The organism is Oceanobacillus salinisoli, from assembly GCF_009733865.1.
GTDB lineage: Bacteria > Bacillota > Bacilli > Bacillales > Amphibacillaceae > Oceanobacillus > Oceanobacillus salinisoli.
This window is the reverse complement of sequence record NZ_WOFB01000027.1, coordinates 1-26,969: the sequence shown is the minus strand read 5'-3', so window position 1 is coordinate 26,969 and position 26,969 is coordinate 1. Positions and strand designations below refer to the sequence as shown.

General features: G+C 38.8%; 24 protein-coding genes and 1 pseudogene. 8 read left to right on the top strand and 17 right to left on the bottom strand.

Annotation, left to right across the window (positions count from 1 at the left end; translation table 11 throughout):
- Window positions 1-65: 65 nt before the first annotated feature.
- From GMJ66_RS16980 to GMJ66_RS16945, 8 genes are all read right to left on the bottom strand, one after another.
- Complete coding sequence (locus GMJ66_RS16980; RefSeq protein WP_156291509.1) at window positions 66-1,139, bottom strand: tartrate dehydrogenase; 1,074 nt, start codon at window positions 1,137-1,139, stop codon at window positions 66-68.
- A gap of 17 nt (window positions 1,140-1,156) precedes the next feature.
- Window positions 1,157-2,290 (bottom strand): alanine racemase, encoded by a 1,134-nt coding sequence (gene alr / locus GMJ66_RS16975; RefSeq protein WP_156291508.1) that lies wholly within the window; start codon window positions 2,288-2,290, stop codon window positions 1,157-1,159.
- 69 nt (window positions 2,291-2,359) lie between these two features.
- Window positions 2,360-3,211, bottom strand: coding sequence for a D-amino-acid transaminase (gene dat / locus GMJ66_RS16970; protein ID WP_156291507.1), 852 nt, complete (start codon window positions 3,209-3,211; stop codon window positions 2,360-2,362).
- A gap of 459 nt (window positions 3,212-3,670) precedes the next feature.
- Window positions 3,671-4,669 (bottom strand): hydroxyectoine utilization dehydratase EutB, encoded by a 999-nt coding sequence (eutB, locus tag GMJ66_RS16965; RefSeq protein ID WP_156291506.1) that lies wholly within the window; start codon window positions 4,667-4,669, stop codon window positions 3,671-3,673.
- Window positions 4,666-5,889: a M20 metallopeptidase family protein gene (locus tag GMJ66_RS16960; RefSeq protein WP_407939242.1), complete on the bottom strand. Its 1,224-nt coding sequence runs from the start codon at window positions 5,887-5,889 to the stop codon at window positions 4,666-4,668. The genes eutB and GMJ66_RS16960 overlap by 4 nt, the downstream gene beginning before the upstream one ends.
- Before the next feature lie 23 nt (window positions 5,890-5,912).
- Window positions 5,913-6,296: a RidA family protein gene (locus tag GMJ66_RS16955; protein ID WP_156291505.1), complete on the bottom strand. Its 384-nt coding sequence runs from the start codon at window positions 6,294-6,296 to the stop codon at window positions 5,913-5,915.
- A 21-nt stretch (window positions 6,297-6,317) separates the two neighbouring features.
- Window positions 6,318-7,736 carry an NAD-dependent succinate-semialdehyde dehydrogenase gene (locus GMJ66_RS16950; RefSeq protein ID WP_156291556.1) on the bottom strand — a complete coding sequence of 473 codons (1,419 nt, stop codon included), beginning with the start codon at window positions 7,734-7,736 and terminating at the stop codon, window positions 6,318-6,320.
- 83 nt (window positions 7,737-7,819) lie between these two features.
- Window positions 7,820-8,482, bottom strand: coding sequence for a GntR family transcriptional regulator (locus GMJ66_RS16945; RefSeq protein ID WP_156291504.1), 663 nt, complete (start codon window positions 8,480-8,482; stop codon window positions 7,820-7,822).
- A 213-nt stretch (window positions 8,483-8,695) separates the two neighbouring features.
- Here GMJ66_RS16945 and GMJ66_RS16940 point away from each other — a divergent pair, with 213 nt between their 5' ends.
- Window positions 8,696-9,673 carry a 2-hydroxyacid dehydrogenase gene (locus GMJ66_RS16940; RefSeq protein WP_156291503.1) on the top strand — a complete coding sequence of 326 codons (978 nt, stop codon included), beginning with the start codon at window positions 8,696-8,698 and terminating at the stop codon, window positions 9,671-9,673.
- 109 nt (window positions 9,674-9,782) lie between these two features.
- Here the strand turns inward: GMJ66_RS16940 and GMJ66_RS16935 are convergent, their stop codons facing one another.
- On the bottom strand, window positions 9,783-10,970 hold the full coding sequence (locus tag GMJ66_RS16935) for a M24 family metallopeptidase (protein WP_197046754.1): 1,188 nt from the start codon (window positions 10,968-10,970) through the stop codon (window positions 9,783-9,785).
- Between the two features lie 536 nt (window positions 10,971-11,506).
- Here GMJ66_RS16935 and GMJ66_RS16930 point away from each other — a divergent pair.
- Together GMJ66_RS16930 and ald are read left to right on the top strand one after the other, a co-directional pair.
- Window positions 11,507-12,850, top strand: coding sequence for an aspartate aminotransferase family protein (locus tag GMJ66_RS16930; RefSeq protein ID WP_156291502.1), 1,344 nt, complete (start codon window positions 11,507-11,509; stop codon window positions 12,848-12,850).
- A 60-nt stretch (window positions 12,851-12,910) separates the two neighbouring features.
- A complete protein-coding gene (gene ald, locus GMJ66_RS16925) occupies window positions 12,911-14,005 on the top strand; it encodes an alanine dehydrogenase (protein WP_156291501.1) in 1,095 nt (364 codons plus the stop codon).
- 283 nt (window positions 14,006-14,288) lie between these two features.
- Here the strand turns inward: ald and GMJ66_RS16920 are convergent, their stop codons facing one another.
- Entirely contained in the window at window positions 14,289-15,695 is a 1,407-nt protein-coding gene (locus GMJ66_RS16920) for an APC family permease (RefSeq protein WP_156291500.1), read from the bottom strand.
- 819 nt (window positions 15,696-16,514) lie between these two features.
- Here GMJ66_RS16920 and GMJ66_RS16915 point away from each other — a divergent pair.
- Both GMJ66_RS16915 and GMJ66_RS16910 read left to right on the top strand, forming a co-directional pair.
- On the top strand, window positions 16,515-16,904 hold the full coding sequence (locus GMJ66_RS16915) for a hypothetical protein (RefSeq protein WP_156291499.1): 390 nt from the start codon (window positions 16,515-16,517) through the stop codon (window positions 16,902-16,904).
- A 78-nt stretch (window positions 16,905-16,982) separates the two neighbouring features.
- The gene (locus tag GMJ66_RS16910; protein WP_156291498.1) at window positions 16,983-17,216 is read left to right on the top strand and encodes a TM2 domain-containing protein; all 234 of its coding nucleotides are present in this window, start codon (window positions 16,983-16,985) and stop codon (window positions 17,214-17,216) included.
- A gap of 262 nt (window positions 17,217-17,478) precedes the next feature.
- On the opposite strand, the gene GMJ66_RS16905 is transcribed toward GMJ66_RS16910, so the two are convergent.
- The 3 genes from GMJ66_RS16905 to GMJ66_RS20495 form a co-directional block, all read right to left on the bottom strand.
- Window positions 17,479-17,766, bottom strand: coding sequence for a CHY zinc finger protein (locus GMJ66_RS16905; protein ID WP_156291554.1), 288 nt, complete (start codon window positions 17,764-17,766; stop codon window positions 17,479-17,481).
- A gap of 61 nt (window positions 17,767-17,827) precedes the next feature.
- Window positions 17,828-18,742: an aminoglycoside phosphotransferase family protein gene (locus GMJ66_RS16900; protein WP_156291497.1), complete on the bottom strand. Its 915-nt coding sequence runs from the start codon at window positions 18,740-18,742 to the stop codon at window positions 17,828-17,830.
- 70 nt (window positions 18,743-18,812) lie between these two features.
- Window positions 18,813-19,439 (bottom strand): zinc-ribbon domain-containing protein, encoded by a 627-nt coding sequence (locus tag GMJ66_RS20495; protein WP_331279695.1) that lies wholly within the window; start codon window positions 19,437-19,439, stop codon window positions 18,813-18,815.
- A gap of 431 nt (window positions 19,440-19,870) precedes the next feature.
- Between GMJ66_RS20495 and GMJ66_RS16890 the strand changes: the two genes are divergently transcribed.
- On the top strand, window positions 19,871-20,302 hold the full coding sequence (locus GMJ66_RS16890; RefSeq protein WP_156291496.1) for a CoxG family protein: 432 nt from the start codon (window positions 19,871-19,873) through the stop codon (window positions 20,300-20,302).
- 103 nt (window positions 20,303-20,405) lie between these two features.
- Here GMJ66_RS16890 and GMJ66_RS16885 read toward each other — a convergent pair whose 3' ends face one another.
- Both GMJ66_RS16885 and GMJ66_RS16880 read right to left on the bottom strand, forming a co-directional pair.
- On the bottom strand, window positions 20,406-21,578 hold the full coding sequence (locus tag GMJ66_RS16885) for a hydroxymethylglutaryl-CoA synthase (protein WP_156291495.1): 1,173 nt from the start codon (window positions 21,576-21,578) through the stop codon (window positions 20,406-20,408).
- Window positions 21,579-21,812: 234 nt separating this feature from the next.
- Entirely contained in the window at window positions 21,813-22,469 is a 657-nt protein-coding gene (locus GMJ66_RS16880) for a ribonuclease H family protein (RefSeq protein ID WP_156291494.1), read from the bottom strand.
- 216 nt (window positions 22,470-22,685) lie between these two features.
- On the opposite strand from GMJ66_RS16880, the gene GMJ66_RS16875 reads away from it, so the two are divergent.
- Window positions 22,686-24,260, top strand: coding sequence for an alkaline phosphatase family protein (locus GMJ66_RS16875; RefSeq protein ID WP_156291493.1), 1,575 nt, complete (start codon window positions 22,686-22,688; stop codon window positions 24,258-24,260).
- A gap of 286 nt (window positions 24,261-24,546) precedes the next feature.
- On the opposite strand, the pseudogene GMJ66_RS16870 reads toward GMJ66_RS16875, so the two are convergent.
- A pseudogene (locus GMJ66_RS16870) lies at window positions 24,547-25,133 on the bottom strand (NAD(P)H-dependent oxidoreductase).
- A gap of 143 nt (window positions 25,134-25,276) precedes the next feature.
- On the opposite strand from GMJ66_RS16870, the gene GMJ66_RS16865 reads away from it, so the two are divergent.
- Window positions 25,277-26,527: a YeeE/YedE family protein gene (locus tag GMJ66_RS16865; RefSeq protein WP_156291492.1), complete on the top strand. Its 1,251-nt coding sequence runs from the start codon at window positions 25,277-25,279 to the stop codon at window positions 26,525-26,527.
- A gap of 56 nt (window positions 26,528-26,583) precedes the next feature.
- Here the strand turns inward: GMJ66_RS16865 and GMJ66_RS20490 are convergent, their stop codons facing one another.
- Complete coding sequence (locus tag GMJ66_RS20490) at window positions 26,584-26,748, bottom strand: hypothetical protein (RefSeq protein WP_197046753.1); 165 nt, start codon at window positions 26,746-26,748, stop codon at window positions 26,584-26,586.
- Window positions 26,749-26,969 lie beyond the last annotated feature (221 nt).

Below are 26,969 nucleotides of genomic sequence, written 5' to 3'. Positions count from 1 at the left end.
AAAATGTGTGTGTGTAGTAATGTCGCAGCCTCCTTTTATTTGAAATGATCATAACGAGCAAACTATCAACTTCTCTCCTTCAGCAATATATCCACTAAACGGCTGCCCAATTCATCAGTAGATGCCTTTCCACCTAAATCAGGTGTTAAATGACTATTTTCTTTAATGATTTCCTTTATTGCAGATAATACTGCTCCTCCCCATTCTTCTAAACCGAAGAAATCCAGCATTTGACTGACAGACCATATAGCTGCAATAGGATTGGCAATTCCTTTTCCTGCAATATCCGGTGCTGAACCATGAACAGGCTCGAACATCGAAGGATAGTTTTTTTCCGGATTTATATTGGCACCTGTCGCTAAACCTAATCCACCTGTTATGGCTGCACCAATGTCTGTTACAATATCACCAAATAAATTCGAAGTAACAACCACTTCAAAGCGCTCCGGCTGAGCTACAAAGTATAAACTTGCGGCATCTACTAAATAAGAATACGTTTTCACATCCGGGTATTCTTTTCCAATTTCCTCAAAGATTTGGTCCCAGAACACCATCGAATAGTTTAAGGCATTTCCTTTACTAATGCTCGTTAACGTTCGATTGGTTTTTCGTGCTTCTTCGTAGGCATAGCGAATAATTCTCTCTGTCCCTTTTCTGGAAAAGACACCTGTTTGCAGGACTACTTCTTCCGGCTTATTTTTATACAGCCATTCACCAGCCCCAGAATATTCTCCTTCACTGTTTTCTCGTATAACGAGCATATCAATGTCCTTTTCCGTCTTCGCTTTTAGCGGTGTAAGTTCTTGATTTAGTAGAGTAACAGGCCGTAAATTTACATATTGATCAAAGCCTTTGCGAATTTTAATTAATAGATCACGTAAAGAGATATGATCCGGTACACTCGGATAACCTACCGCTCCTAAATAAATAGCGTCATAGTCTTTCAACATCTCCAACGCATTATCATCCATCATCTTTCCATACTCTAAATAATATTCACATCCCCAAGGAAACTCTGTAAATGAAAATGTTACGGTTTCATCATTTTTTTCAATGGCCTTTAATATCTTTACCCCTTCTGCTACCACCTCGGGGCCTATTCCATCTCCTGGTATAAGTGCAATGTTAAACTGTTTCATAATGTCCCCCTTATTTTTCACGTATATATTCTTCTAACCCGATCCATTAAGCTGGCGAGTACTTCATCTACGTTGCTATGAATCCAATCGGCAACATCCCGTGCAGAAATGGTATCCTCACCCTGGCTGCCAATCAGAACAACCTCATCCCCTTCCTTTACGCCGGGGACATCCGTTACGTTAATAAACGTTTGATCTAGGGAAATCGTACCAACAATCTCAACCCGCTGTCCCCTCACTAGCACATATCCATTATTCGATAACCTTCTTTTGTATCCGTCACCGTGACCAATTGGGATAATTCCTATTTTCTCATGTCTTTTTGTTACATAATTGCCGCCATAACCAACCTTTGAATTCGGAGGCAGAGTACGCAGATGAACTAATTTGGTTTTCAATGTCATCACTGGTTTTAAGGAAATTATGTTCCTCTGGCGGACATCTGGCTGATAGCCGAATAACGCAATCCCTGGTCGCACCATATCCAAGTGCATATGTTTGCGTTCGATGGCAATTGTTGAAGCTCCTACATGTTTTAGAGGGAAAAGGTATTCCCTTTTTTCTAACGCTTTCACTGTATTCCGAAATAACTGATACTGTTGTTCTGTCGTAACCCAATCTCCTTCATCTGCATTTGAAAAATGTGTATAGATTCCTTCCCAATATACATTCGGCAAGAAATAACAAGCCTTACAAAAAGCTTCTGCCTTCTCAGGATTGATACCAAATCGATGTAAACCCGTATCCAGTTTTAAATGTACCGTAGCTGACCGATTTTGTTTAACAGCAGAGTTGCTGATAGCTTTAGCAATATTCTCTGAGCTGATTGATGCAATTAGATGATAATGAACAACATCGTCCGCTTGATCCGGGGTAATCGTACTTAGTATTTGTATAGGACTATGTATTCCGCTCTGGCGCAGCAGAGCACCTTCTTCCACTGTAGTAACACCAAGGCGCTCTGCACCTGCTTCTACTGCCTCTTGCGCAATGGGGACAATGCCGTGACCATAGGCATTTGTTTTAATAACAGCTAAAAAAATGCTGTGATCCAACTTCCCTTTCATCGTATTCACATTTGAACGAAATGCAGCAAGGTCAATTTCCGCTACCGTATGACTTTCTACTAGTGAATTAACATGTGGCAGCATGACGATCCCTCCAAGATTAAGCTTTTAGTGTGTGTTCAATGAGTTCCTCCTCCTTTTGAACAGCCACTTTTATGACGAACGCACCAATTCCTGAACTGAAGCTCGGAAAGCCTCAACAATTTTCTGTGTTATCTTCCCTGGATAACCAGTTCCAATCGACTGCTGATCTACTCTAATAATCGGTACGACATCCAATTTTGTTGCTGTTACAAACACCTCATCTGCAGTAAGTAAGTCTTGCACGCTATAGGTTTCTTCATTTACTTTTATTCCAAGATCCATGCATAACGCCAACACTTTTCTTCTCGTAATCCCATTTAAGATGTAGTTATTCGCCGGATGGGTATAAACTTCGCCATTTTTTACGATAAATACATTGGAAGCACTTGCCTCGGTAATGATATCACCTCGGTAAAAAATTGCTTCCACGGCATCATGCTCCACCGCTTTTTGCTTCGCTAGTACATTAGGTAACAGGTTTAATGTTTTTATGTCACAACGCAGCCAGCGAATATCTTCGGTCAACACAGCAGCAGCCCCATTATTTTCTTCTTCCATTAACGTTTCTTCCAGCTTCGTGTAAGCCACTAGATTAGGTTTCGTATCATCCGACGGAAAATGATGCCATCTTTCCGCTTCCCCGCGTGTAATCTGTAAATATATCACACCTTCCTTTAGTTGATTGACAGTTACTAACTTTTCCAGCCGCTCTTTTAATTGTTGTTTCTGGTAGGGAAAGGATAATCTAATTTCCTTCGCACTTCTTTCCAATCGTTCCAGATGCTCATCTAACATGAAAAAATTCCCATCATATACACCAATCACTTCATAGATTCCATCTCCAAACTGATAACCACGATCCTCAATATCAATTAATTTATCACGTTGAACGATGGAATCATTAAATAAAATTTTATCCATGAGGTGTTACCCTCCCTCTATATACTTAAGATTTATTTAAAATGTTCTATTTCTAGGAATTTCTAAAACAGCATCAAAGAAATTAGATCTTATCGTATGTTGCTTTTTAATTATATCTACCGCTACGGAAATACACTACGCTTTCTGCGGGCGGCTGGTGAGCCTCCTCGTGTTTCCTTTTTTAGGGGTCTCACCGATGCCTTTCTTCCCGCAGGAGTCTCCGTGTATTTCCTTCGCTAGTTTTGCGCTTTTATCTTCCTTACATTTATTAGGCTCAATAATTTTTTAACTTCTAATCGCTATTCTATGAAGCTGGTTGATTGGAGTGTAGAGCTGTCGAATCTAGCGGAAAAAACGCGTGATTAGACCTGAGCAACGGCGGTTTTCCGCTAGAGGCTAAAGCCGTGCCCTAAGGTATGCGACTGCCCGGATCGGAATCGGGCGGTGCACACATTTACGTCAGATTCTATCGATTGTACTTAATCCATTAGTATTATCGAGCATTTTCAAGACAACAGATATATCTACACTACACCCACTAACCACAATTACAACATTAGAACCGGTATTCACTTTGTTGTTTAAGATGGCACTGATTCCAGACGCTGCTGCCCCTTCAATTACCATACGATGTTTTTCCAGCATAAAAAGCATACCATCAGCAAATTCTTTTTCATTTAGGAGGGCAATATCGTCCACATACTGTCTTACCATCTGAAAGGTATAGTGATTTTGTAAGCCAATCCCTCCGAGCAAGCTGTCTGCCAGTGTATTCTGTTCCTCGACTACGATTGGTTTACCAGCTTGAATACTTTCGTACATCGCAGCTCCATTTGCTGTAGATAAACCTATTAGACGGAGGGAAGGATTCGTATTTTTTAGTGCAACGCCCAGTCCGGAATGCAGTCCTCCACCAGATAGACCCGCAAGTACCGTATCCACTTCCGGAAAATCTTCCAATATTTCCAAACCAATTGTTCCCTGCCCAGCAATTACATGAGGATCATCAAATGGGTGAATAACCGTCAAACCTTGCTCCCTTTCCAAATCATAACTATGTTGTTCTGCATCATCCTGGGAATCCCCTATGACTTCAATTTCTGCACCAGTTCTTTTTAATACTTCTACTTTTGCATCTGGAACACGTTGAGAGATACATATGACAGCTTTAATTCCAAGCTTTTTGGCAACATAAGCTACACTCAAGCCAAAATTCCCTGTTGAAAAGGTCGTTATTCCTTTGTTTCGTTCTTCGTCTGTTAAACTCAAAATCTTGTTCGCTGCTCCTCTAATTTTAAAAGAATTGGTGGTGTTTAGATTTTCCAGTTTTAAGTACACTGATTTCCCCGTCAACTGTGATAATTCCTCCGAAAACATTAGAGGGGTATGTTGAACAATGGGAGCAATGCGGCTTCGTGCTTTCCATACGTCCTGTAAATTTACAGCTTTACGTTTCATAAACTCACTCCCCTTGTTCCGGTTACTCCTATTTCCCCTGTTAGAAAGCGTCTTGCTGCTTCAGCTAATATGGAAGCACCTGCTGGCAGGACCCGTTCATCAATATCAAAATCGGGTGTATGCAAGTTTCGCAGTTTCCCATCAACCGCACATCCTAGAAAAAACATGGCAGCTGGAACCTTTTGTGCCATATGGGCAAAGTCTTCGCCCGCTAAACCGAATGGCTTATCTATAATATGAAAATGGGAAAAAACGTCCTTAATTACGTTTTTAATAATGTGGTTGACTCTAGGGTCGTTTTTTAACGCAGGGTCTTCCTGAATAAATTGCAGATCGTAATCGCCACCGAAATTTTTCACCATCTGAAATGCATTCTGTATCTCTTCGTATAATGTATCCCTTACTTCAGGAGTATAACTTCGAATAGTGCCTTGTATTTCAACCGTGGTGGGAATAACATTGCTTGTTGAACCACCATGTATGCTTCCAATGGTCACAACCGCAGATTCGAGTGGGGAAGTCCTTCGTCCGGGAATTCCATATAGTGCCTGCAATACTGGAGTTAACATCCAAAACGGATCGGTACCTAAGTGCGGATAGGCCCCATGCCCACCTGATGCGATAATTTTCGCCTTAAACACATCAGCATTTGCCATACCGTATCCATCATGGATCTGCACTTCACCAAATCGATTTTCAGGGCTCATATGCAAGGCAATGGCAGCATCCACATCCTCCAGTACTCCTGCTTGAATCATATATGGTGCACCACTTTTCCCACTTTCATCGACATGTTCTTCTGCTGGCTGAAATAAAAACTTGACCGTTCCTTGTAAATGACCTTCTTGAAAAAGTTCGCTTAGTAAATGAGCAGTTCCCAGGACAATGGCAGTATGTGCATCATGGCCACAAGCATGCATAACACCGTCGTTTTCTGAGCGGTATGCGACATCATTTTGTTCCTGAATCGGCAAAGCATCCATATCAGCACGTATTGCTATCGCAAATCCTGTTCCCGAGGAAAGTGTACCGACAACCGCAGTAGAATATCCAACCGCTTTTTCTACCTTCATTCCAGGAATTTTTTTAAGCTCTCTCTCTACAAATTTAGAAGTTTCCAGCTCCTGAAAACTCAATTCCGGATAACGATGAAGATGCCTCCTCCACTTTATCAGGTTAGCTTTCATCTGTTCTGCCCGATTAGATAGTTCCAACGACACTTCCCTCCTATTTTCCTGGTAAACTACTTCTTATAAGCGAGTGCTGTAATCTCCACATCGGTTTCCATCAATACACTTCCAACCGTAATTCTAGCTGGCATAATGTCCACATTCTCAAAGTATGCAGCGTATGCTTGATTAAATGCACGAACATTCTCTTTAGATAAATCCGCAAGATGACACGTCATATGGACAATATCTTCAAGACCTGCGCCGGCTTCCTTCAGGATATTCTCTATATTTGTCAAACAGGCCCTGGTTTGCAATTCTATGGATTCACCAGCAGTTTTTCCATCTGGATGCACACCATCCTGCCCGGAAACAAAAATCAGCCCATCCATTTTAACCCCCTGTGAATAGGGACCTGTTGGCTTCGGAGCATGTTCTGTTTGCAGTTTTTCTTTCATCGCAAACCACCTCTTCTGTATTTATTCCATTCCAATTGCCACATACTGAGATTCTACAAAGGCATCAATCCCCTCATGACCACCTTCTCTACCGACACCACTTTCTTTCATACCACCAAAAGGAACCTGAGCTGCTGATGGAGCACCTTCATTCCAACCAACAATTCCAAAATCAAGCTGTTCAATGACACGCATGCCGCGTGCGACATTTTCCGTAAACACATACGCTGCTAAACCATACGGGGTGCTATTAGCAAATGTAATGGCCTCTTCTTCAGTCTCCACTTTTTGTACAGGGGCAACTGGGCCAAACGTTTCCTCCTGCATTACGATCATCGATTCACTCACATCTTTTATAACGGTAGGCATATAAAACGCACCATGATCAGCCTCAGATAAAGATTTCCCACCAGTGACAACTGTTGCGCCTTTACTAACTGCATCATCCACATGATTGGATACTTTTTCGTGACCTGCTTTATTAATCAGTGGCCCTACATCCACCGATTCGTCGATACCATTTCCAACCTTCAATTCTTTGACAGCTGCTGCGAACTTCTCTACAAACTCATCATAAATTCCTGATTGAACATATATGCGGTTTGCACAAATACATGTTTGACCAGTGTTTCTGAATTTCGATGCTACCGCTCCTTTTACAGCAGCATCTACATTAGCATCATCCAATACAATCATTGGTGCGTGACCACCAAGCTCAAGGGAGAGTTTTTTAACTTGATCCGCACTTTGTCGTATCAGAATTTTTCCTACTTCCGTTGAACCGGTAAAGGTAATCTTACGTACTTTCTTATTTTCCATAATCGCTTTGGCAATTTTCGAGGAAGAACCTGTTACAAGATTTACAACCCCTTCTGGAAAACCTGCTTTTTCGCACAGCTCCATCAGTTTAATTGCACTCAATGGACTTTCACTGGATGGTTTGATAACAACTGTACACCCCGCAGCAAGAGCTGGACCCATTTTTCTTGTTAACATAGCTGCCGGAAAATTCCATGGCGTAATGGCGGCAACTACCCCAACGGCTTTTTTCCAGACTTGAAGGCGTTTATTTCGAAGATGGCTAGGAATGGTTTCCCCATAGACCCTTTTTCCTTCCTCAGCAAACCATTCAATAAAGGATGCAGCATATTGGACCTCTCCACGCGATTCTTTAATTGGTTTCCCCATCTCCAATGTCATGATTTCGGCCAACTCTTCCTGATGTTCCATCATCAGCTGGTATAGTTTTTGCAAATAATCGGCACGTTCATATGCTGTTAATCCTGACCATTCTTTAAATGCATTATGTGCGGCATCGATTGCCTTATTCGTCTCTTCTTCCCCGGCAAAGGGTACCTTTCCTATTAATTCCCCATTCGCTGGATTCGTCACATCGATTGTTTCAAAACCCTCTCCAACCCATTCTCCATTGATATACATGTTATAACTTTCCACTGGACACCTCTCCCCATCTTTAAAATATCTTTTATTTGTTATTCCATAAGTACTAACTTATTAAACATTTATTCATCCGCTATTTTTCGCAGCAATTTTTCTTCCACATAATTGATATGATTTTCAACTTGTTTTTTCACTAGTTGCTTATCTTTGAGAACTAATGCATCAAATAACTCTTTATGCTCCTTGTAAAAGGAAACCGGGTTGGTATAATACTGGTCAAGATGTGCTAGATAGACACGAATTTGTATACTAATCGCTTCATAGATTTTTACAATTCTCGAATTGCCGCAAATACGAACGACATATTGATGAAACTGCATATCCAGATCGAACAAGGCATTCCAATTTTTCTTTTCTGCTTGTATCTTCATTTCATCAATAATTGCCTGTAGATCTCTGTAATGGTTCTCTTCCAAATTTTTCAATGCTCTTATGAATGCATTTACTTCCAGAATCAACCGCAATTCCGTCATTTCATCCAAATCTTTTTCCGTAAACTCAGAAACAAATGTTCCTTTACGCGCTTTGCTTGTGACAAGTTCCTCCTGTTCGAGGATTTTTAATGCTTCCCGTATCGTGCTTCTGCTGACATCAAATCGTTCTGCCAAGTCAGCTTCTATTAACCGCTCCCCAAATTCAATTTTTTGATTAAAAATATCCTGCTTTAATTGTTCAGCAATTAACTCTCCTAGCGGCTTTCTTAATAAAATATTGTCTTCGTTCATCTGGTTTGACTCCTTCTTGGTTTTCAGTGTAAGTAATTCATTGTGTCGATTGTCGACAACTAGTTATATCCATTTTAAAAGATGTACTCGGAATTGTCAATAACTATCCGAATTGTTAAAAATTTATAAATTCACCTTGACTTCTTTCTTTTTACCCGTTATTTTGAACGTATGTAATCTGTGAATATTAGAACTTATTAAGGGGAAGATTGTATGAAAATTCTAGCCTATGACAGGGTGGAAAAACCCGTTTTAGATCAATTAAAGGAAAAACATGATGTACTCTTTTTTAAAAATATTGATCCTAGTTCCGATCCTGAATTTTTAAATGCTCTATCTGAGGCAGAGGGAATTATTGGGCTGGCATTACCCGTTAATCAGGAACTACTGGAAAAGGCTCCAAATCTAAAAATCGTGAGCAATGTTTCGGTTGGTTATAATAACCTGGATATACCCGAACTAACAAAACGAAATATCATGGCCACCAATACTCCTGGAATCCTGACAGACACCGTAGCAGATATGGCATTTGGCTTGATTTTAGCCACAGCAAGAAGAATTCCTGAGCTGGACTATTTCGTCAAATCCGGTCAGTGGACGCAATCATTAACAGAAGAGCATTATGGTGTGGATGTTCACCATAAGAAGTTGGGAATTATTGGCATGGGGCGGATAGGTAATGCCATTTCCCAGCGTGCCCACTTCGGCTTTCATATGGATATTTTATATCATAGCCGCACTCGAAAGCTAGATGCAGAAGAGAAATATGATGCTACGTATAAAAGTTTGGATGACTTATTAAGGGAATCCGATTTCGTTTGTCTAATAACACCTTTGACAAAAGAAACAGAGGGTATGATTGGAAGACGTGAATTTCAGTTAATGAAAGACTCTGCTATTTTTATTAATGCATCTAGAGGAAAGACGGTAGTTGAGCAGGATTTAATCGATGCCTTAAAAAACAATGAAATTCGGGCAGCAGGACTGGATGTATTTGAACAGGAACCAGTAGAACCTGATAATGAGCTGCTTATAATGAAAAATGTTGTCACCTTGCCACATATCGGATCTTCCTCCCATGAAACAGAATTAAAGATGTCCGAATTAGCAGCAGAAAATCTGGAAGCAGGATTAAGCGGAAGAAAACCGCCAAATTTACTTAATCCTCAAGTATGGGAAAAGCTGGAATAAAGACTGAATATGGAAAGGACCGTTTCCTGTCATTTTTAGGAAATGGTCCTTTTTATAATGGATGATACAAATCGGATTGTAGAACGATGACGACATAACCTCCTAGATTTTATGCCAAGCGAATATTTGGTTTGACAAGCAGTTCACGCGGAAAGTCTGCTAGCACTTCACAACCAGTTTCTGTTACCCGGAATGATTCGCTAATCTCAATTCCCATATTATCCAGCCAGATACCAGGTATCATATGGAAGGTCATATTTGGCTGGAGTACTGTGTCATCACCTGCCCTTAAGCTCGCCGTATGCTCTCCCCAATCAGGTGGATAGTTAAGACCCATGGAATAGCCAAGTCGGGAATCTTTTATAATTCCATGTTTTTCAATTACTTTTTTCCAAACCAATTCTACTTCCCCACATGTCATACCAGGCTTTATGATGTCAAGTGTTGTGTTAATTCCTTCCACGACTACATCAGCAATATATTGTGATTTATCATCAGGAATACCCAAAATTACAGTTCTTGCTAACGGAGAATGATAGCGCTTGTAACATCCAGCAAGTTCAATTATAACTGGGTCACCCTGATTAAACATATCATCTGTCCATGTTAAGTGACAGGCAGATGTCTTTTCCCCGGTTGGCAGCAATGGAACAATGGCTGGGTAATCTCCCCCATAATCTTCCGTTCCCCGAATCTGTGCATGGGAAATCGCAGCTACAGCATCTGATTGCTTCACACCCACCTCAATGGAGTCGAATGCAGCTTGCATGGCATGTTCCGATATTTTTGAGGCAATTTTGATGCATTCAATCTCATTTTCCGATTTAATAATCCGAACCCAATTTACTAGGTTGGTGCCATCAATAAATGTTGCATTCGGGAGGCATTCGTATAATTTCATAAAATTTTTCGCTGTAAAATAATACGCATCAAACTCTGCTGCAATGATATGCTTATCACGATTCTTTGATTTAATAAAATCGCTTACAAATTCCATTGGGTGTTTCTCAGTTGACTGTACATAATCATCTGCATATGGATAAATATGCTCCCTATCCAGCCAGGATGTGTGAACCGCGGCACTCGCATCCTGTCCTCTCCCAATCCAGTATGGCTGATCCTCATCTATAAATATGACGAGCAGCTGATGCACGTAAAAAGACCAAGCATCATAGCCGCTTAAATAGTTCATGTTTGCAGGGTCTGTTACTAGTAATACGTCAATGCCATTGGTAGCCATACGGTGTTTCGTCTGTTTCAATCTTTCTTGATACTCAGAAATCGGAAAAAACACCATACAAACCCCTCCATTTTTTAAGTTTAAAAACAAATGCATGATATATCTCTTATAACAGTATATGCTTCCATAGCTTATTTGGATTCTTATTTTGTTACCCATTTTAAAAATCTTTCGACAATTAATTATAGGTTAAAGGATTATTGGTAAGAGAAGAATGTAAATAATTAAAATCATACGTTTTTATACATAAAGCACTTTATCCCAATAAACAAAGTCGATTGTCGGCAATTTTACTTAAAGCGTAATTCACAGCTTTTAAATTGTCAATATATTTTTTAAATAAATTATATTCTGTTTAAAAGTGTTGATTTTCGCTTGCCAATTCTTAACGTATATTGAACTTTGCAAATAGAATCTTACAGCAAGTTAATCACGTAAATGGCTCTGCCAAATAGATTTTTATTTTAACCCACTCCATTTTTATATTTGTTTGAAAATTATTGACTTATTGATAATTTTGTGTTTAATTATAGATAAATCATATTGTCGACAAACGACAATCGTCATATGATGTATGAGAAAGGAGTTTTTTTATGAAAACAAAGACGGAAAAACAAACGCTTTTAGAAAAAGATGAAAAATACCTATGGCATGCGATGAAAAAGTATAATCCTGAAGGAACGATGATTAGTGCAAAGGCAGATGGAGTCTGGATCACAGACATTGATGGAAACAGATATTTGGATGGTCAGGCGGGATTATGGTGTGTAAATGTTGGATGTGGCCGACATGAATTAGCCGATGCAGCCGCTAAGCAATTAAAAGAAATGCCATACTACCCATTAACGCAAAGTCACATTCCTGGCATCCAGTTAAGCGAGAAGCTAAATGAATGGCTTGGAGATGACTATGTTATTTTCTATTCCAACAGTGGATCGGAAGCCAATGAAACCGCGTTTAAAATAGCCCGTCAATACTACCAGCAGAAAGGTGAACCAAATCGATATAAATTTGTATCACGCTATCGTTCCTATCACGGAAATTCCTTTGCCACATTAGCTGCAGGAGGGCAGAATCAGCGAGCATATAAGTATGAACCACTTGCTTCTGGTTTTGTACATGTAAGTCCACCAGATTGTTACAGAAGTCCGTTTTCAAATGAGAACGGCGAATGCTGTATTCAGGCTTCGGACGAAATCGATAAGACTATTACTTGGGAAATTCCTGATACGGTTGCAGGGGTTATTATGGAGCCTATCATTACTGGAGGAGGCGTGTTAGTTCCCCATGATAACTATATGAAACGTGTTCGGGAAATTTGTGATAAGCATGGTGCATTGCTTATTTCTGATGAAGTCATCAACGGGTTTGGGAGAACAGGAAAGCCTTTTGGTTTTATGCACTATGATGTAAAACCGGATATTGTCACCATGGCAAAAGGCCTTACCAGTGCCTATATGCCACTTGCAGCAACAGCTGTAAAACGGGAAATTTACGAAGCATTTACTTCAACGGATGAATACGATCATTTTCGCCATGTAAACACATTTGGTGGAAGCCCTGCTGCATGTGCCGTTGCCATCAAGAACCTGGAAATCATGGAAAGAGAGAGCTTGGTGAAAAACTCGAAAAAACTGGGTGAATGGCTGTTTGCAGAACTAGAGGTTCTAAAAGAACATCCAAATGTAGGTGATGTTCGTGGTGGAAAAGGTCTGCTTGCAGGAATTGAACTAGTCAAAGATAAGCAAACAAAAGAACCAATTGAAGAAGAACGTGCTGCAGCGGTGATAGCCCGCTGTAAAGAAAAAGGCGTGATTATCGGAAAAACGAGTGATACGGTCGCAGGATACAACAATATTATTACAATGTCACCACCACTATCCATCACAAAAGAAGAACTCCAATTCCTAATCAACACCCTAAAAGACTCAATTTAAAGGTACCTGTCACTTCCCGAATTTTGTCGAATGATATTTTTGAAGAAAAGGAGGATAATCATGATTATTGGTGTACCAAAGGAAATTAAGAACAACGAAAACCGTGTTGCGTTGACACCTGCTGGAACAACTCAATTTGTTAACCATGGTCACCAAGTGTTAATTGAAAAAGATGCAGGATTAGGAAGCGGCTATACGGATGACGAGTATATACGCGCTGGAGCGATTATTGAAAATAAGGCAAGTACCGTTTGGAATCATTCAGACATGATTTTAAAAGTGAAAGAACCACTGAAAGAAGAATACCAATATTTTCGCGAAAATCTCATCTTATTTACCTACTTGCATTTGGCCGCAGAACCTGAACTTGCTAAACGCTTGGTGGACTCTGGAATTACGGCCATTGCTTATGAAACCGTTGAAGAAAATGGGAAACTTCCCCTGTTAACACCAATGAGTGAAATTGCTGGAAGAATGGCTGCACAAATTGGTGCTCAATACCTTGAGAAAACAGAGGGTGGAAAAGGAATCTTATTATCCGGAGTTCCAGGTGTACCACGTGGAAAGGTAACCATTATTGGTGGTGGTGTAGTTGGAACCAATGCAGCCAAGATTGCCACTGGGTTAGGGGGAGATGTTACCGTTATCGACCTTAATCCAAATCGTTTAAGAGAATTAGATGACCTATTTGGAAGTGAAATAAACACATTAATGTCGAACCCTTATAATATTGAGCGTGCTGTCATAGAGTCCGACTTAGTTATTGGATCTGTATTAATTCCTGGAAGAAAAGCACCGAAACTGGTAACAGAAGATATGGCAAAAAGTATGAAACCTGGTTCTGTTATTGTGGATGTGGCTATTGACCAGGGAGGAAATTTTGAAACGATTGATCGGCCTACAACCCATGACCAGCCAATTCATGTAAAACATCAGGTTGTACATTATGCCGTAGCAAATATCCCCGGCTCTGTTCCGAGAACTGCCACCATCGCTTTAACTAATTCAACCATTCCATACGCATTGCAAATTGCTGACAAAGGATTAGAAAATGCTGTCAATGACCAGCCATCATTGCAAAAGGGCGTTAATATATCTAAAGGCAAAGTCATTAATAAAATCGTAGCAGAAGATTTAGGCTTCACCCTTGCCTGATTGGTGCCTGTCACTTCACGAATTTTGTCGAATGGAAAGAAGCTATCAAAAGATGGTAGCTTCTTTTACTTGTTATAAGGAAAATATAAAATTTTAACGTCGTCCCAACTATAAGAAAAAAAACATAGTGCTAAACGTGTTGCAAGATGATTCAATGAAACAGCAATCCCCACATACCTAACTTTTCGTCTCCTTTGTGAATTTCTTGGAATTTCTAATGGAGCAAAAAAGAAAAAAAGCTCTGCAAAAGTCGCTACAGAGCCTCTTCATATTTAATTTACGTTTAGGTAATCCGGTCAATTTCATCATTCATATATTTATCTGTATTTTCTTTCCCGTACTTAGCCATTGAGTAATTATATAAAACAATCCCCAGGACAATCCAAAACCCGACAATTATCCATTCCGGTACTCCTAAGGCAGACGGCATTCCTGGTAAATATAAAAAAGTCACACCAGTTGCCATGACAGCAGCAATCCACCCAACTGCTGAGCCACCCGCCAACTTAAATGGGCGATTCATACCAGGCTCTTTCTTTCTTAAAATAATAAACGATATTGCAACCAGTAGCCATGCAATCACAAGGCCAATCCCACCTGCATCTACAAACCAAACAAGAGCAGATCTCCCCAATAAAGGAGCTGCTGTGGAAAGTACTGCAATTAATAGGATCGCTTTATGCGGGGTTTTATATTTTGGATGTAGTTCCCCTAAGGATTTTGGCAGCATACCAGCTTTTGCCAACGCATAAATTGCCCGACTTCCCCCTACATAAAAACCAAGCCAGCTCGTTAAAATCCCACCGATTCCACCAATAACAAGAACATTCCCCATAAGCTGACTTCCACCGAATGCTGCAACCATTGCCTCAGCTGTAACAAGATCTGATTCACCTAACGCGGATGGTCTAAGCGATCGAGAAACACCTAATATAATCGCTATATACCAAATAACTGCTAACGCAACGGAAAAAATCAGCAATTGCCCAATTCTTTTTTTAGGCAGATTAATTTCTTCTGCTGCCTGTGGGATTACATCAAATCCTACAAACATAAATGGCGTCATAATTACAACCGTTAAAACTCCTGCCATTCCTGTTTCAAATAATGGCTGCATATTTTGCACATTACCCGTCGCCGTACTGCCTGTAATTAATAATATTCCAGAGAGGATAATTAATAGTGTAAAGATCATTGTAATTGCGGATGTTAGTTTAATACCCCGGTAATTAATCCAGGCAATTAAAATCGACCCTAAAATTCCTGTACCAGCCCATGTAATTGTTACATCCCAGCCAGCGATGGTATATAAATGTCCATGACTAAAGTTAGGTAACAAATATTCAAAAACTGTCGGTAGTGCCACAGCTTCAAATGCCACTACAGAAATATAACCAAAAATAATTGCCCATGTTGCAATAAATGATACCACTCTACCCATGGCCTTAAATGTATAGACATGCTCCCCACCAACAAGTGGCATGGCTGATGCCAATTCTGCATAAGTTAAACCAACTAGTAACACAAGGATCCCACCAATCACAAAAGCAAGAATGGCCCCCAATGAACCTGCTTCCGTAATCCACAGACCAGTTGTAACGACCCATCCCCAGCCAATCATTGCACCGAAAGCCAGCGCCAACACATCCCGATTACCTAAAATCCTCAGTAATTTTTGTTCCTCTTTCATTGAATCCCCTCCATTTAACTTTCTTGTTAAACCTTGATAATTTAATAATTTTTTATGGAGTAAAATTACTTTGAAGATTAGATGGAATATCCTGCAAACATTTATTAAGTAATTAAAAGCCTTCGATTGGGTACATTAGGATAAATACACTTACTTATATATGAAAATATGTATCCGAATTAATTATTATACTATTAATAACTTAATTAATATTCAGTAATTAATTCGCCATTATAATTAGAGATAATAGCGTGTCTTCAAATGCAGGAAAACATGGTTTAAAGCAGTATTCAATTTACTCCCCGCTCAAAAGGGAGAGAAAAATTTTGAAAAAGAAAATTTTCAGGGATAATTATTCATTTTGTCTTGTAGGTATATTAAAGTGAATCTTCAATCAGTGGTATTTTTCATCCCCACTGATAGTTAGATGAACAAATAAGGAGTTTACTGGCTGCCCTCCCCCACTTCTCATTCTTGAAGTATCTCGTATTCTTCTCGTTAAGAGTCTTACAGCCAATTAATCACGAGATAAAATGTTTTTTAACATCAATCCACGGAATCGTAATCACAACAAAACGGGATAGGAGACAAGTAGGTCCAGCTTCATACTCTATTCCTGATTTATGAAGAAACATACAAACGTGAAGATATATTCGTTCTTTTCGCTAACATAGAAAACCACGTGCTGGGGAAGTTTTATAGGAAGAAGAAATAAAAAAATACTAAATACGCCATATTTTATCAAAATATAAATTGTTAAGCTTTTCCGATGAATTTACCATCCAAGCTGGAACAATACAAGAAAGGTGCGTTAATTACATGAAAAATAAGAAAGTAGTTGAAGTCGTAAATCCTGGATTAAAAAAACGAATTGAAGCAGAAATTGAAGGAATGAAGTTCACCAAAAACATGCGATCTGCTACAGCAGAAGAATGGTATGTTTTCCTTCCTGGATTTCATGATAGAATAAGAGGAGGCGGTGCTGCAGGTAAGGTAATCGTTCATTATAATTTATGGGGGCATAAGAACATCTTTATCAATACAACGATTATTTTTGATGACCCGCATTTATATGATTCTGAATTGCATCCGCTCGTATATGCGCTTGCAGATGAAATCGTCAATCGGCTCGTCGGATATGCAGATACACTACTGTCGGTTCATGCAGGGGAAAATACGTATAGTGCAGAATACAAATCCTCTTCATAGGATAATTTAATAATCACAACAAACTACTTAACATATGTTGTAAAATAAGGTTATAAGAGAAAAGAAGGAGGTTTTTTCATGCCCCAAAAAAGTATTGCGTTAGCCTATGTTCTTTGGTTTTTCTTAGGGCAAATCGGTATCCATCGCTTTTATACTGGTCGCGTAGGCACTGGAATTATACAATTATTGCTTGGAATTAGCGGCTGGGCAACTTCGTGGATCCTGATAGGTTATCTTCCCTTAACCGTTTTATGGATTTGGTTATTTATTGATATCTTTCTCATTCCGGGAATGTGCCGCAACCCTCGTTGAGGTGCCTGGCGCTTCCCGGTTTTTGTCGATTTTTGCCGTTTCCATAATATATTTGCAAGCATATACTTTTGAAAAAGTCCACTTTTAGAAAAACTCGCATTCGCTCATCCTTTAGCGAATGTCTTAGTTTTTCTTATACTTGGTACATTAAAATTTTAACTACGATGAATCCTCTTCATGTTAAAATTTTATACTTTCCTAACGTGTAAAAATAAATACAAGGGTACCCTATACACTTACCTATCTGTGTAATTCACACCCATTACATTTCAAAATAAAAATGGTAATGCATCCGGCATCCCGGATTAAATCCAGCCTGACAAGCTGGACATGTAGAACCGCTTTCTAAGTATTCACTAATGGTAAGTTCGTTTCCACATGCTCCACATAGAATGGCTTTTTCATCAAATTTACTTCGTGGCCACACTTGCCTATTTCCACATCCATACTCATTGTGACAAGTTATACATGGAAAATACTCCCCACAGCAATAAAACTTAATTGCAATCCGATCGATGTTTTGATGGTAATGCTTGCAGCGCGTTTCCATATCGATCGCACCTTTTACATGTATATCATGAATCTTCACTCAACCCCCCTCCTTATGTTGTTCAGTTATACCATTTTGGTACCACCCGCTGAAAAGAATCATGATCATCAACAACCTCAAGTGATTTTTTTAACATCAATTGATACTGTTCCTCACTCCGATTCTTCCCCCAGACCAGAGCTGAAACAATATGCATTGCACTATACAGCGTAAATAAACGCCAAAACGATTCATCGATTTTTTCATTTTCATGGTATCCATCGATAATCCCTCTTGTAAATGGAATGCTTACCGGTTTAGAAAAAAATCCTAATTTTTGAAAATCATGGATTGGGTCTCCCCAGTCCATTCTCCCGAAATCAATGATGCCAGAAAATGTTCTGTTATGAATAAGTATATTGGATGGGTGAAAATCATCATGTTGAAACCTGTTCGGGCGATGCTTCATAAGATGTTCATGTTCCGTAATATACGTCGTTAGAATATCCTTTAATTTCTTACTAATATCCAGTTGCTGAAATTGTTCCAAATAGTTAGCGGATTTCTTCTTCTTAGTGGAGTACCAGGATGGATAATTGTCTGGAGCGTGAATCTGATGAAGTTTCTTTAATTCCAAACCAGCAATAAAGCCACTATTATATTGTTCCGCGACCGTTAATTCGGGCAAAGCTTCTTCTGCATCCTTGCCAGGCAAATAGGTAACCACCATGTAGCTTAATCCAAAATTGTGAAATGAATTAAATTCCAATCCTTTAGGAACAGAATTAGAATAATCTAAAGCTGTTTTCAGAACTTGAAACTCTTGCTTTTTACGTTCTAAATCCTGATTGGAACATACCTTTAATAAATATGTTTCATCTATGACATATTTTCGATCAAGCGAAAATCCCTTCTTCAATTCTCTTATCGTACTTTCCCCTTGAATATAAGAAACATTCTCTCTAAGATAAAAATCCAAAAATTTATTTACTAACATCTTACCCTCTCCTTTTAGAGTGCCTGTTACTCCCCGGATTTTGTTGTATTTTGTCGAAATCAAAAAGAAGTTAAAAATACAATTCCAATTTACGTTTCTCTCTGCATGGTTTACATCGTTTTGGCTCAGAAAATCCTTTCTGTTTATAGAATTTCTGTTCACCGACCGTAAATATAAAGCGTTTTCCACATTCCCAGCACTTTATTCGAAAATCAAATGGGGCAAATCCTTTTAGCGCCTCTTTCATTGTGTTTTCTCTTTTGATTGCAGAAGTTGGATCAAATGGCTCTTCCGACTGGAATACTTTAATCGTTTCATGAATGGCGGCTCTTACTTTCTTATAGTCCACCTTGTACCATGCCTCTAAATAAGGGATATATTTATTGTCCCCGGTTTCTTTCACCTTTTCAAGAAGCAGCAAAATCATGTGCCGGTTTCGGTCTTCTAAATAGGTCATGTCTGGAATAGGTCTTCCTTCATTAATCCACTGATCCCACTCCCGCAAAAATTCCTCGGTACGCTGATTTGCTTCGATTTCCCAGCCGCGATCCGTAAAAACAATCATTGGCAATTTCCCATTATATGAAATATCCAGAAAATCATAAGCTACCATCCAATCAATTTTTGCCACGACATTCTCCATTTTCGCAGACTTAAAAACCCCGTATACATTACACTTGTCTACTCCCAATGCCAATACTCTACTCTTTTCTCACGTGAATCCTTTAAGATTTTGGAAAGGAGTGTTCGTCCTCCTTCAAAAAATGATTTCATCTGCAGCTCTTAAAATGGCTAAAATTTCTGCATTAGATAAAGGCTCTATATTAGTTGGCATTATAATCTTCCTTCCACTCGTAAATGAATTGTCCCTGTTTCACTTTAAAGGACACGCTTTATTAACACTTTCTTCTTATTAATAATCCATTCCTGCACATCTGCACAAATCTTCTACATTCTTAATGGCCATCATAATAGTTTAACTAATCTAGTATCCATTTTATCAAAAATAGTTAACCTTTCCAGCCAAATTACGATTTTCTCCATAATTGAAACACAAAAAAAGGAATAATAACATGAAGATTATAATATATCTCATTATATATACAGTTATTTTTAGGAGGTTTTCGTATGCCAAGTGGAAAGCATACAGTTGAGTTAAATACCTCAATTAACACTATATGGAATTTTGTTCGGGATATAAATAATTGGGCGCCGTTAGTGCCCGGATACATTGAGCATAAGATATTAAGCGAAAATCAGTCCACCTGGAAATTTGTCAGCGATATTGGCATTATGAAACGAACACTCCACATGAAGATTGATATCACCAATTGGGAGGAACCAACCAAAGTAACCTTTAACTTAACAGGCATTAATGAAAATTTCACAGGAGATGGATATTTTAAAGCCGAAGAAATAACGGAAGGAAAAACTAATATTACAGGATATCTTGATATTACTGCTAAAGGAGTACTGGGTCCGGCAATTAATCCAGTGCTTAAAACGATTATCCCTAAAACCACAACAGATTTAACCGAAGCCGTAGCCAATAAAATTTAGGTGCCAATTTAGGTGCCTGTCACTTCCCGGAATTTGTCGGAATGTGTCGATAAAACAAAAAAACTTTGGAGCCTCATATGATGACTCCAAAGTTTTTTATTATCTATCTTAATTTGTTTACATATTGACGCATATTATCTGTTATTCCTGAAATACAGATGTTAGCTGGATCTTCATTAATATCAAGTTCCACATCGGAACCGTCTGTTGGTAAAGTCTGATCGAAAATTTCTTCATATTCAGGAACAGACACTTCTTTTCGAGATTCAAATAAGCTTGCATGCTGGTCAGCAGCTAGATGCTCTCTAAAATCCGATTCTAGAATACCAGTGAAGAACTCCCCTACTGCACCAGATCCGTAACTGAACAATCCAATTCTTGAACCTGCTTCTAATCCTTCCTGTAATTCCAGTAAGGAGAGCAAGCTTAAATATAATGATCCAGTGTAGATGTTTCCAACATTTCGGTTGTACTGTGTGCTAACTTTATAGTTTTCTTTTAATCGCTCTTGTACTTCTTCTGTTGCTTCATCTAATACGGTCCTTAATGCCTTAAGCCCCATCTTTGTATATGGCAGGTGGTAGCAGATTGCTTCAAAATCATTGAGCTCCATACCTGTATCATCTTTAAATTTATCCCATACCGTTTGAAAAAAAGAAATATACTGTTCATTTGAAAATTTCCCGTCAACAAATGCTTTATCTGAGTATAACGGACGCCAGAAGTCCATAACATCAGAAGTTAAGTATGTACTTTTATCCTCCAGTGTCAAAATTCTTGGGTTTGCACTAATCACTAAAGCAACTGCACCGGCTCCTTGAGTTGATTCGCCCCCAGTATTCAAACCATATCGTGCAATATCAGATCCTAAAACCAATACTTTGCTTTCGGGATTTAACGCGACATGTCCTTTTGCCATCTGAATGCCTGCTGTCGTGCCGTAGCAGGCATGCTTCACTTCAACGGAACGAGCATTTGGGTTTATACCTAATAAATGATGGACATAGACAGCACCTGATTTGGAGTGATCCACCCCTGTTTCCGTTCCAAATATGACAAAATCAATCGCTTCCCGATCTGCATCATCCAAAATTTGTAATGCTGCATTAGCCGCTAATGTTACAGAATCCTGTGTAATTGGAGCAACAGCCATTTTCTCCTGACCAATGCCGATTGTAAATTTTTCCGGTTCGACATTTCTTGCAACAGCTAGCTTATTCATATCTACGTACAAATGAGGAGTATAAAACCCTATCTTATCAATACCTATTTTCAATTGTTCTTCTCCTTTACTTATGTATAGATTTACAAGCCTTTCATTCTATATCTTATTTATTTTACATTTCTACCATCCTAAATGGTAATATAATCTACTAATTTACACAACTTTAGTGGTGCCTGTCACTTCCCGGATTTTGTCTAATAATGTCGAAATCCGTTCATTCTACAATATAATTTATTTAAAAAAAGTGCAGCTCTCTCCAAAAAGCAACTACACTTTGATAAAAAATTATGATATCTCCACGTTGCTTGTAATTTCCGTTCCATCCAAAGCCTGTGATGCTAAATGATCAGCTTCTCTGTTCTTTTTCCTGGAAACCGTTTCGTATTCTGGATGTATTCCCAATTGTTTTGCTTTATCTTCAATCCGATCTGCCCACTTTGATAATGTTTCCTCATAGCATGGCCATTCTCCATTTAACTGATTAATCACCACCTGGGAATCTCCAACAAATCTGACGGGCAAATGATGGACACCGAGTAACTCTACTTCTTGCAAGCCTAAATAGAACGCAGCATACTCCGCCTCATTATTTGTGTCAAGTTCCTCAACAAGAGCATTTTTTCGCAATCGAAAATTTTTTCCGTTTTGTTTATAGTAAATCACACAGCCTAATCCCGACTTTTTCGTTTCTAAGTCAAATCCGCCATCAAAATATACGGTAACATCATGGGGTTCGGTTTGAATTTCCTCCATAAATTTCTTTAACTCTTTTAATGTCCAAGAACGATCTTGTCCATCGATAAAAGTCAGGTCTTTCATACGGCCCATCTTTTCGATATCTTCCACAATCAAAATTGCTTTTTTAGCTTGCATGACATCTGTAAAGAATATCGTTTCCGTACCTCTTGGGGTCTTATAAGTTAATTCCATTTTTACGTTCATATTGAATCATCCTTATTAAAAATAAATAATCTTTAATCAAAGGCAGACTTTCAGCCAGTTATCACGCGATAAAATGATTTTCCATTTCATTATACCCAAAATTACCCTTTTCATTGTTAGAATACAACCCACTATAATAAAAAGATGAAATATAATCAACGAAGTTTATCCATACTATGACTACCATCACATTTACAAATGAAAAAGGAGGATATGATGATTAAAAAGCTCCTAATTACGCTTATCACTCTAGCCATTGTTTTATCAGTATTAGTATGGTTTAGTTTTAAAACTCCTGAAGCTAAAATTGATCACTTGAACATCGATGCCAACTCAAAACCAGTTATTTTACTGCTAGTGGATTCTCTTATGGATAAACCATTAAAGAAAGCAATGGAAGAAGACCGAGCACCTGCCCTATCTTTTCTAAAAAATAATGGAAACTATATCCCTGATGTTGTCAGTTCCTACCCAACAATGTCCGTCACTATTGACAGCTCCCTTTTAACTGGAACATATGCCGATCAACATCAAATACCTGCACTAGCCTGGTATAAAGAAGAGGAACAACGTCTAATAAATTATGGAAGCAGTGCTTCTGAAATTTATAAACTCGGTGTAAAGCAAGTGTTAAATGACAGTATTCAACATTTAAATAAAGACCATCTAAATAAAGACGTATCCACCATTTTTGAAGATTTAGACGATAAACAAAAACAGTCTGCAGCGATTAATGTGTTAGTTTATCGTGGAAATCAAGATCATAAACTTCATATCCCAAGAATTGCTTCCACTTTCGATATATTACCGAAAAATACGGATGTTAAAGGACCAAATTTATTATCCATGGGTGTTTTATCTCAATTTAGTCCTGAAAATAATAAAAATAACAATGTATGGCAGGGATTAGGTATTAACGATGCGTTTTCGGTCAATGAAATCAACTATCTTATAGAAAATGATATGTTGCCTTCATTCACGTTTGCATATTTACCCGATTTAGATAAGCATGTGCATGAAAAAGGGCAGGACGATTTACAGGGAATCGAAGAACTGGATAATCGAATTGCAAAAATATTAGATGCGTATCCTACTTGGGGAGAAGCATTAGAAAAGATGACCATCCTTGTTTATGGCGATAGTGGTCAGGCACCCATAAAAGAAAATGAAACGGAAGCACAAATAGATTTAACCATGCTATCCGATCACTATCGAATACCAAAATTAGGAAATCCTATTGAAGCAAATGACGAGCTGATGTTAGGCGTTAATTCTCGTATGTCCTATATCTATTTACTCGAAGAAAGCCTTCCAATTTCAAAAATGACGGAACAGCTACTCCCAGATGACCGCATCGGATTCCTAGCATGGAAAGATGAAAAAGGAAACCATGTTCTGTCGGGAGAAATCGATAAAACGTTAACTTTTCGCCCTGAAGGTAAATTTTTAGATCCCTATGGAAAAAGCTGGAGTATCGACGGAGACCCTTCCGCATTGGATATATCAGTTAATGAAGAAAATAGGATAAAGTATGGAGACTATCCAGATGCCTTAGCAAGATTATACGGGGCATTGCACTCCCATGAGGGACGTTTTTTAATCGTTGATGCTAAGCCGGGATATGAATTCATTGGTGAAGGGACTCCTACTCATGCCGGAGGAGCTGGACACGGATCATTAAATAAAGAAGATTCAACAACTCCCCTCATTATCGCTGGAACAGAAAGCAAACCTCCACATAATCGCGTGATAGACTTTAAAGAATGGATCCTTCAACTGACAAATGAATAATACCTTAAGAGCGGGGCTGGGACAAAAGTTTTTTTCGTTAAAGAAAAATCCGAACAGTGATTCAAACTTCTGCAGTTAGAATTCGACCTGGTTCGGATTTTTCTTTTTATAAGACTGTTTCCAAAAGATTGGGAATGCGATTACTCGTTCCACCGAAAAGATTTGTTACTTTTGTCACGAAATATATTAAACTTCGAGTAACTGATATTGGAGCTTTGTTTACGGTTGGTGTTCCTCCTCGTGCTAACGCGACTTTAGGGATCTCACTCTGATGGAATGTGAAAAGTCATGAACTTAATCGTTGAAAATAACGGTACACCTTGTCTATTTTCTTTTGCTGTGTTCCCTTTTTATTTTCCATATCCCCAAATTCAAAGAACTTTACCTGTTTTATTCCTACAAACCGAAATATCGCCTTTTTCATAACAGCTTTATGGGAATTATTCAGCAACAGTAGCGGATACATTGCCGGCCCCCTCATGGTAGAAATACAAACTACTGACTTACTCTTTAAAAGCCCTCTGAGAGAAATCTTCCTTTATACCGATAAGCAAAATTTGTAGCAAAAACCTGGTCAAAATACCCTAATAGCATTGCTGGTGGTCTCCCCCACCAAATCGGATAGATATAAACAAGCAAATCTGCTGAACGAATTTGGTTTCGGTATTTCTCAAGATTTGGATCACGGTGCATATCTCGCCGCCGTTTATTCTCATGAAAAACTAGCACTGGATCAAATTTTTCTTCATACAAATCGAGCACCTCCAATTCTGATACATTCGGATTTTCCTGACAGCCAGCAATGACGTTCTGTAAAAAGCCATCACTTAAACTATGATGATTAGGATGTGTATAAACAATAAGTACGCGCAAATTCCCACTCCCCTTGATTATCTGTTCCTCTTATTATAGCGTTTTAATATTGTAAAAAGATTCCTATTTACAAAAACATTAAATTGGGTTAATATTTCTATATCCAAATCTGATTAATTTCATTGGATATAGGGGGATTACAAATGGAACAACATTCAATCTTACAGCAAAATTATACAAACAGTCCGACAACCACTATTAAAGAACTCAATCCGATACAGAAACCTTTTTTAACATTTGGGATTCTTATCGCAACTATATTATTTATTGCCATAGTAAGTACAACAAACACGACACAAGGCATACTATATGTTATTGGATTAGCTCTAGGAGTAACTCTATTGCAAGCCAGGTTTGGGTTTACTTCCGCATTTCGCAGACTGATGTCGGTTGGTAATGTTCAAGGCTTGCAGGCGCATATTCTAATGCTTGCTCTTGCTTCGGTACTATTTGCCATCATTCTGGGTACGGGTTTTAGTATTACAGGTACAGAACCATCCGGCTATGTATCACCAGTCGGGGTAAGCGTCATTTTTGGTTCATTTCTTTTTGGGATTGGAATGCAGCTTGGAAATGGATGTGCATCAGGAACACTATATAATCTTGGAGGCGGCTCATCTTCCATGATTTTAACGATTATTTCGTTTATAATCGGATCTACCATTGGAGCATATCACTTCTCATTCTGGATGAGCACACCAGCCCTTGAACCATTTTCGCTTGCTGAATCCACCAGCCTTGGATTTGGTGGTGCACTCGTCGTCCAACTTATCTTGTTTGGACTTATTTATCTGATATTGGTTCAATTTGCGAAAAGAAAGAACCCGCCAAGAATGAAGCCACTCGCTACAACAACCGGATGGAAAAAAATCTTAAGAGGCGCATGGCCATTATTTGCTGCGGGTATTGTCCTAGCAATCTTAAATGCTCTTACTCTAGCTGTTAGAGGGCAGCCCTGGGGAATTACATCTGCCTTTGCACTATGGGGCGGAAAAACATTGCAGGCAGTTGGGGTCGACGTATCATCCTGGGGATATTTCACTGGAGCAACTGGAGAGGCATTAACACAAACTGTATTAGCTGACTCCACCAGTGTCATGAATTTCGGTATTATTCTTGGAGCATTTATTGCTGCAACTGCACAAGGTAACTTCAAACCCCAAAAAATCAAACCAGGTGTAGCTGGAGCCGCTGTTATCGGCGGACTATTGATGGGGTATGGATCAAGACTCGCATTCGGATGCAATATTGGTGCATACTTTGGTGGAATTGCATCTTTCAGCTTACATGGCTGGGTATGGATGGTTATGGCAATGCTCGGAACTGGGGTTGCATTATTTATAAGACCACTATTTGGATTGAATAATCCGAAAAAATCCGATACGTTTTGCTAACCTATTTAAAAGCATGAAGTGATGACTTCATGCTTTTTTATTTTCTTAGACAACACTTAGCGTTTTCTCTTATTTTTCTTTCCATTTATATTAAGATATTCACTTTCCTCAGCAAACTCCGCATCATCATGCTTACGTCCATGCTCAGGCTCTGTGTTATATTTCAGAACATTTCTCTGTCTGCCCTTATCCTTATTGCGATTTTTATTTTGTTCCGACATGCAAACATTCCTTTCCCTAAATTATATGATCTTCTTTAGTTTCCTGGAGGTCGGTTTGTAGGATATTTTTTATTATCTTTCATATCATTTATTTCTTCTTTGTTCTTATTCTTCTTCTTTTTCCCTTTGCTCATCTCAAACCCTCCTTTTGCAGTTAGTTTTGACGAATAGCTGAAAAAAATTCTTAGAAAAGCGCAAGCGCCCGTTTAGCGACGTACGGA

What these genes read in the sequence shown, in the direction of transcription:
- GMJ66_RS16980 (WP_156291509.1), bottom strand. Translation starts at nt 1,139, where the DNA reads ATGAAACAGTTTAACATTGCACTTATACCAGGAGATGGAATAGGCCCC.
- alr (WP_156291508.1), bottom strand. Translation starts at nt 2,290, where the DNA reads ATGCTGCCACATGTTAATTCACTAGTAGAAAGTCATACGGTAGCGGAA.
- dat (WP_156291507.1), bottom strand. Translation starts at nt 3,211, where the DNA reads ATGGATAAAATTTTATTTAATGATTCCATCGTTCAACGTGATAAATTA.
- eutB (WP_156291506.1), bottom strand. Translation starts at nt 4,669, where the DNA reads ATGAAACGTAAAGCTGTAAATTTACAGGACGTATGGAAAGCACGAAGC.
- GMJ66_RS16955 (WP_156291505.1), bottom strand. Translation starts at nt 6,296, where the DNA reads ATGAAAGAAAAACTGCAAACAGAACATGCTCCGAAGCCAACAGGTCCC.
- GMJ66_RS16950 (WP_156291556.1), bottom strand. Translation starts at nt 7,736, where the DNA reads ATGTATATCAATGGAGAATGGGTTGGAGAGGGTTTTGAAACAATCGAT.
- GMJ66_RS16945 (WP_156291504.1), bottom strand. Translation starts at nt 8,482, where the DNA reads ATGAACGAAGACAATATTTTATTAAGAAAGCCGCTAGGAGAGTTAATT.
- GMJ66_RS16940 (WP_156291503.1), top strand. Translation starts at nt 8,696, where the DNA reads ATGAAAATTCTAGCCTATGACAGGGTGGAAAAACCCGTTTTAGATCAA.
- GMJ66_RS16935 (WP_197046754.1), bottom strand. Translation starts at nt 10,970, where the DNA reads ATGGTGTTTTTTCCGATTTCTGAGTATCAAGAAAGATTGAAACAGACG.
- GMJ66_RS16930 (WP_156291502.1), top strand. Translation starts at nt 11,507, where the DNA reads ATGAAAACAAAGACGGAAAAACAAACGCTTTTAGAAAAAGATGAAAAA.
- ald (WP_156291501.1), top strand. Translation starts at nt 12,911, where the DNA reads ATGATTATTGGTGTACCAAAGGAAATTAAGAACAACGAAAACCGTGTT.
- GMJ66_RS16920 (WP_156291500.1), bottom strand. Translation starts at nt 15,695, where the DNA reads ATGAAAGAGGAACAAAAATTACTGAGGATTTTAGGTAATCGGGATGTG.
- GMJ66_RS16915 (WP_156291499.1), top strand. Translation starts at nt 16,515, where the DNA reads ATGAAAAATAAGAAAGTAGTTGAAGTCGTAAATCCTGGATTAAAAAAA.
- GMJ66_RS16910 (WP_156291498.1), top strand. Translation starts at nt 16,983, where the DNA reads ATGCCCCAAAAAAGTATTGCGTTAGCCTATGTTCTTTGGTTTTTCTTA.
- GMJ66_RS16905 (WP_156291554.1), bottom strand. Translation starts at nt 17,766, where the DNA reads ATGGAAACGCGCTGCAAGCATTACCATCAAAACATCGATCGGATTGCA.
- GMJ66_RS16900 (WP_156291497.1), bottom strand. Translation starts at nt 18,742, where the DNA reads ATGTTAGTAAATAAATTTTTGGATTTTTATCTTAGAGAGAATGTTTCT.
- GMJ66_RS16890 (WP_156291496.1), top strand. Translation starts at nt 19,871, where the DNA reads ATGCCAAGTGGAAAGCATACAGTTGAGTTAAATACCTCAATTAACACT.
- GMJ66_RS16880 (WP_156291494.1), bottom strand. Translation starts at nt 22,469, where the DNA reads ATGAACGTAAAAATGGAATTAACTTATAAGACCCCAAGAGGTACGGAA.
- GMJ66_RS16875 (WP_156291493.1), top strand. Translation starts at nt 22,686, where the DNA reads ATGATTAAAAAGCTCCTAATTACGCTTATCACTCTAGCCATTGTTTTA.
- GMJ66_RS16865 (WP_156291492.1), top strand. Translation starts at nt 25,277, where the DNA reads ATGGAACAACATTCAATCTTACAGCAAAATTATACAAACAGTCCGACA.
- GMJ66_RS20490 (WP_197046753.1), bottom strand. Translation starts at nt 26,748, where the DNA reads ATGTCGGAACAAAATAAAAATCGCAATAAGGATAAGGGCAGACAGAGA.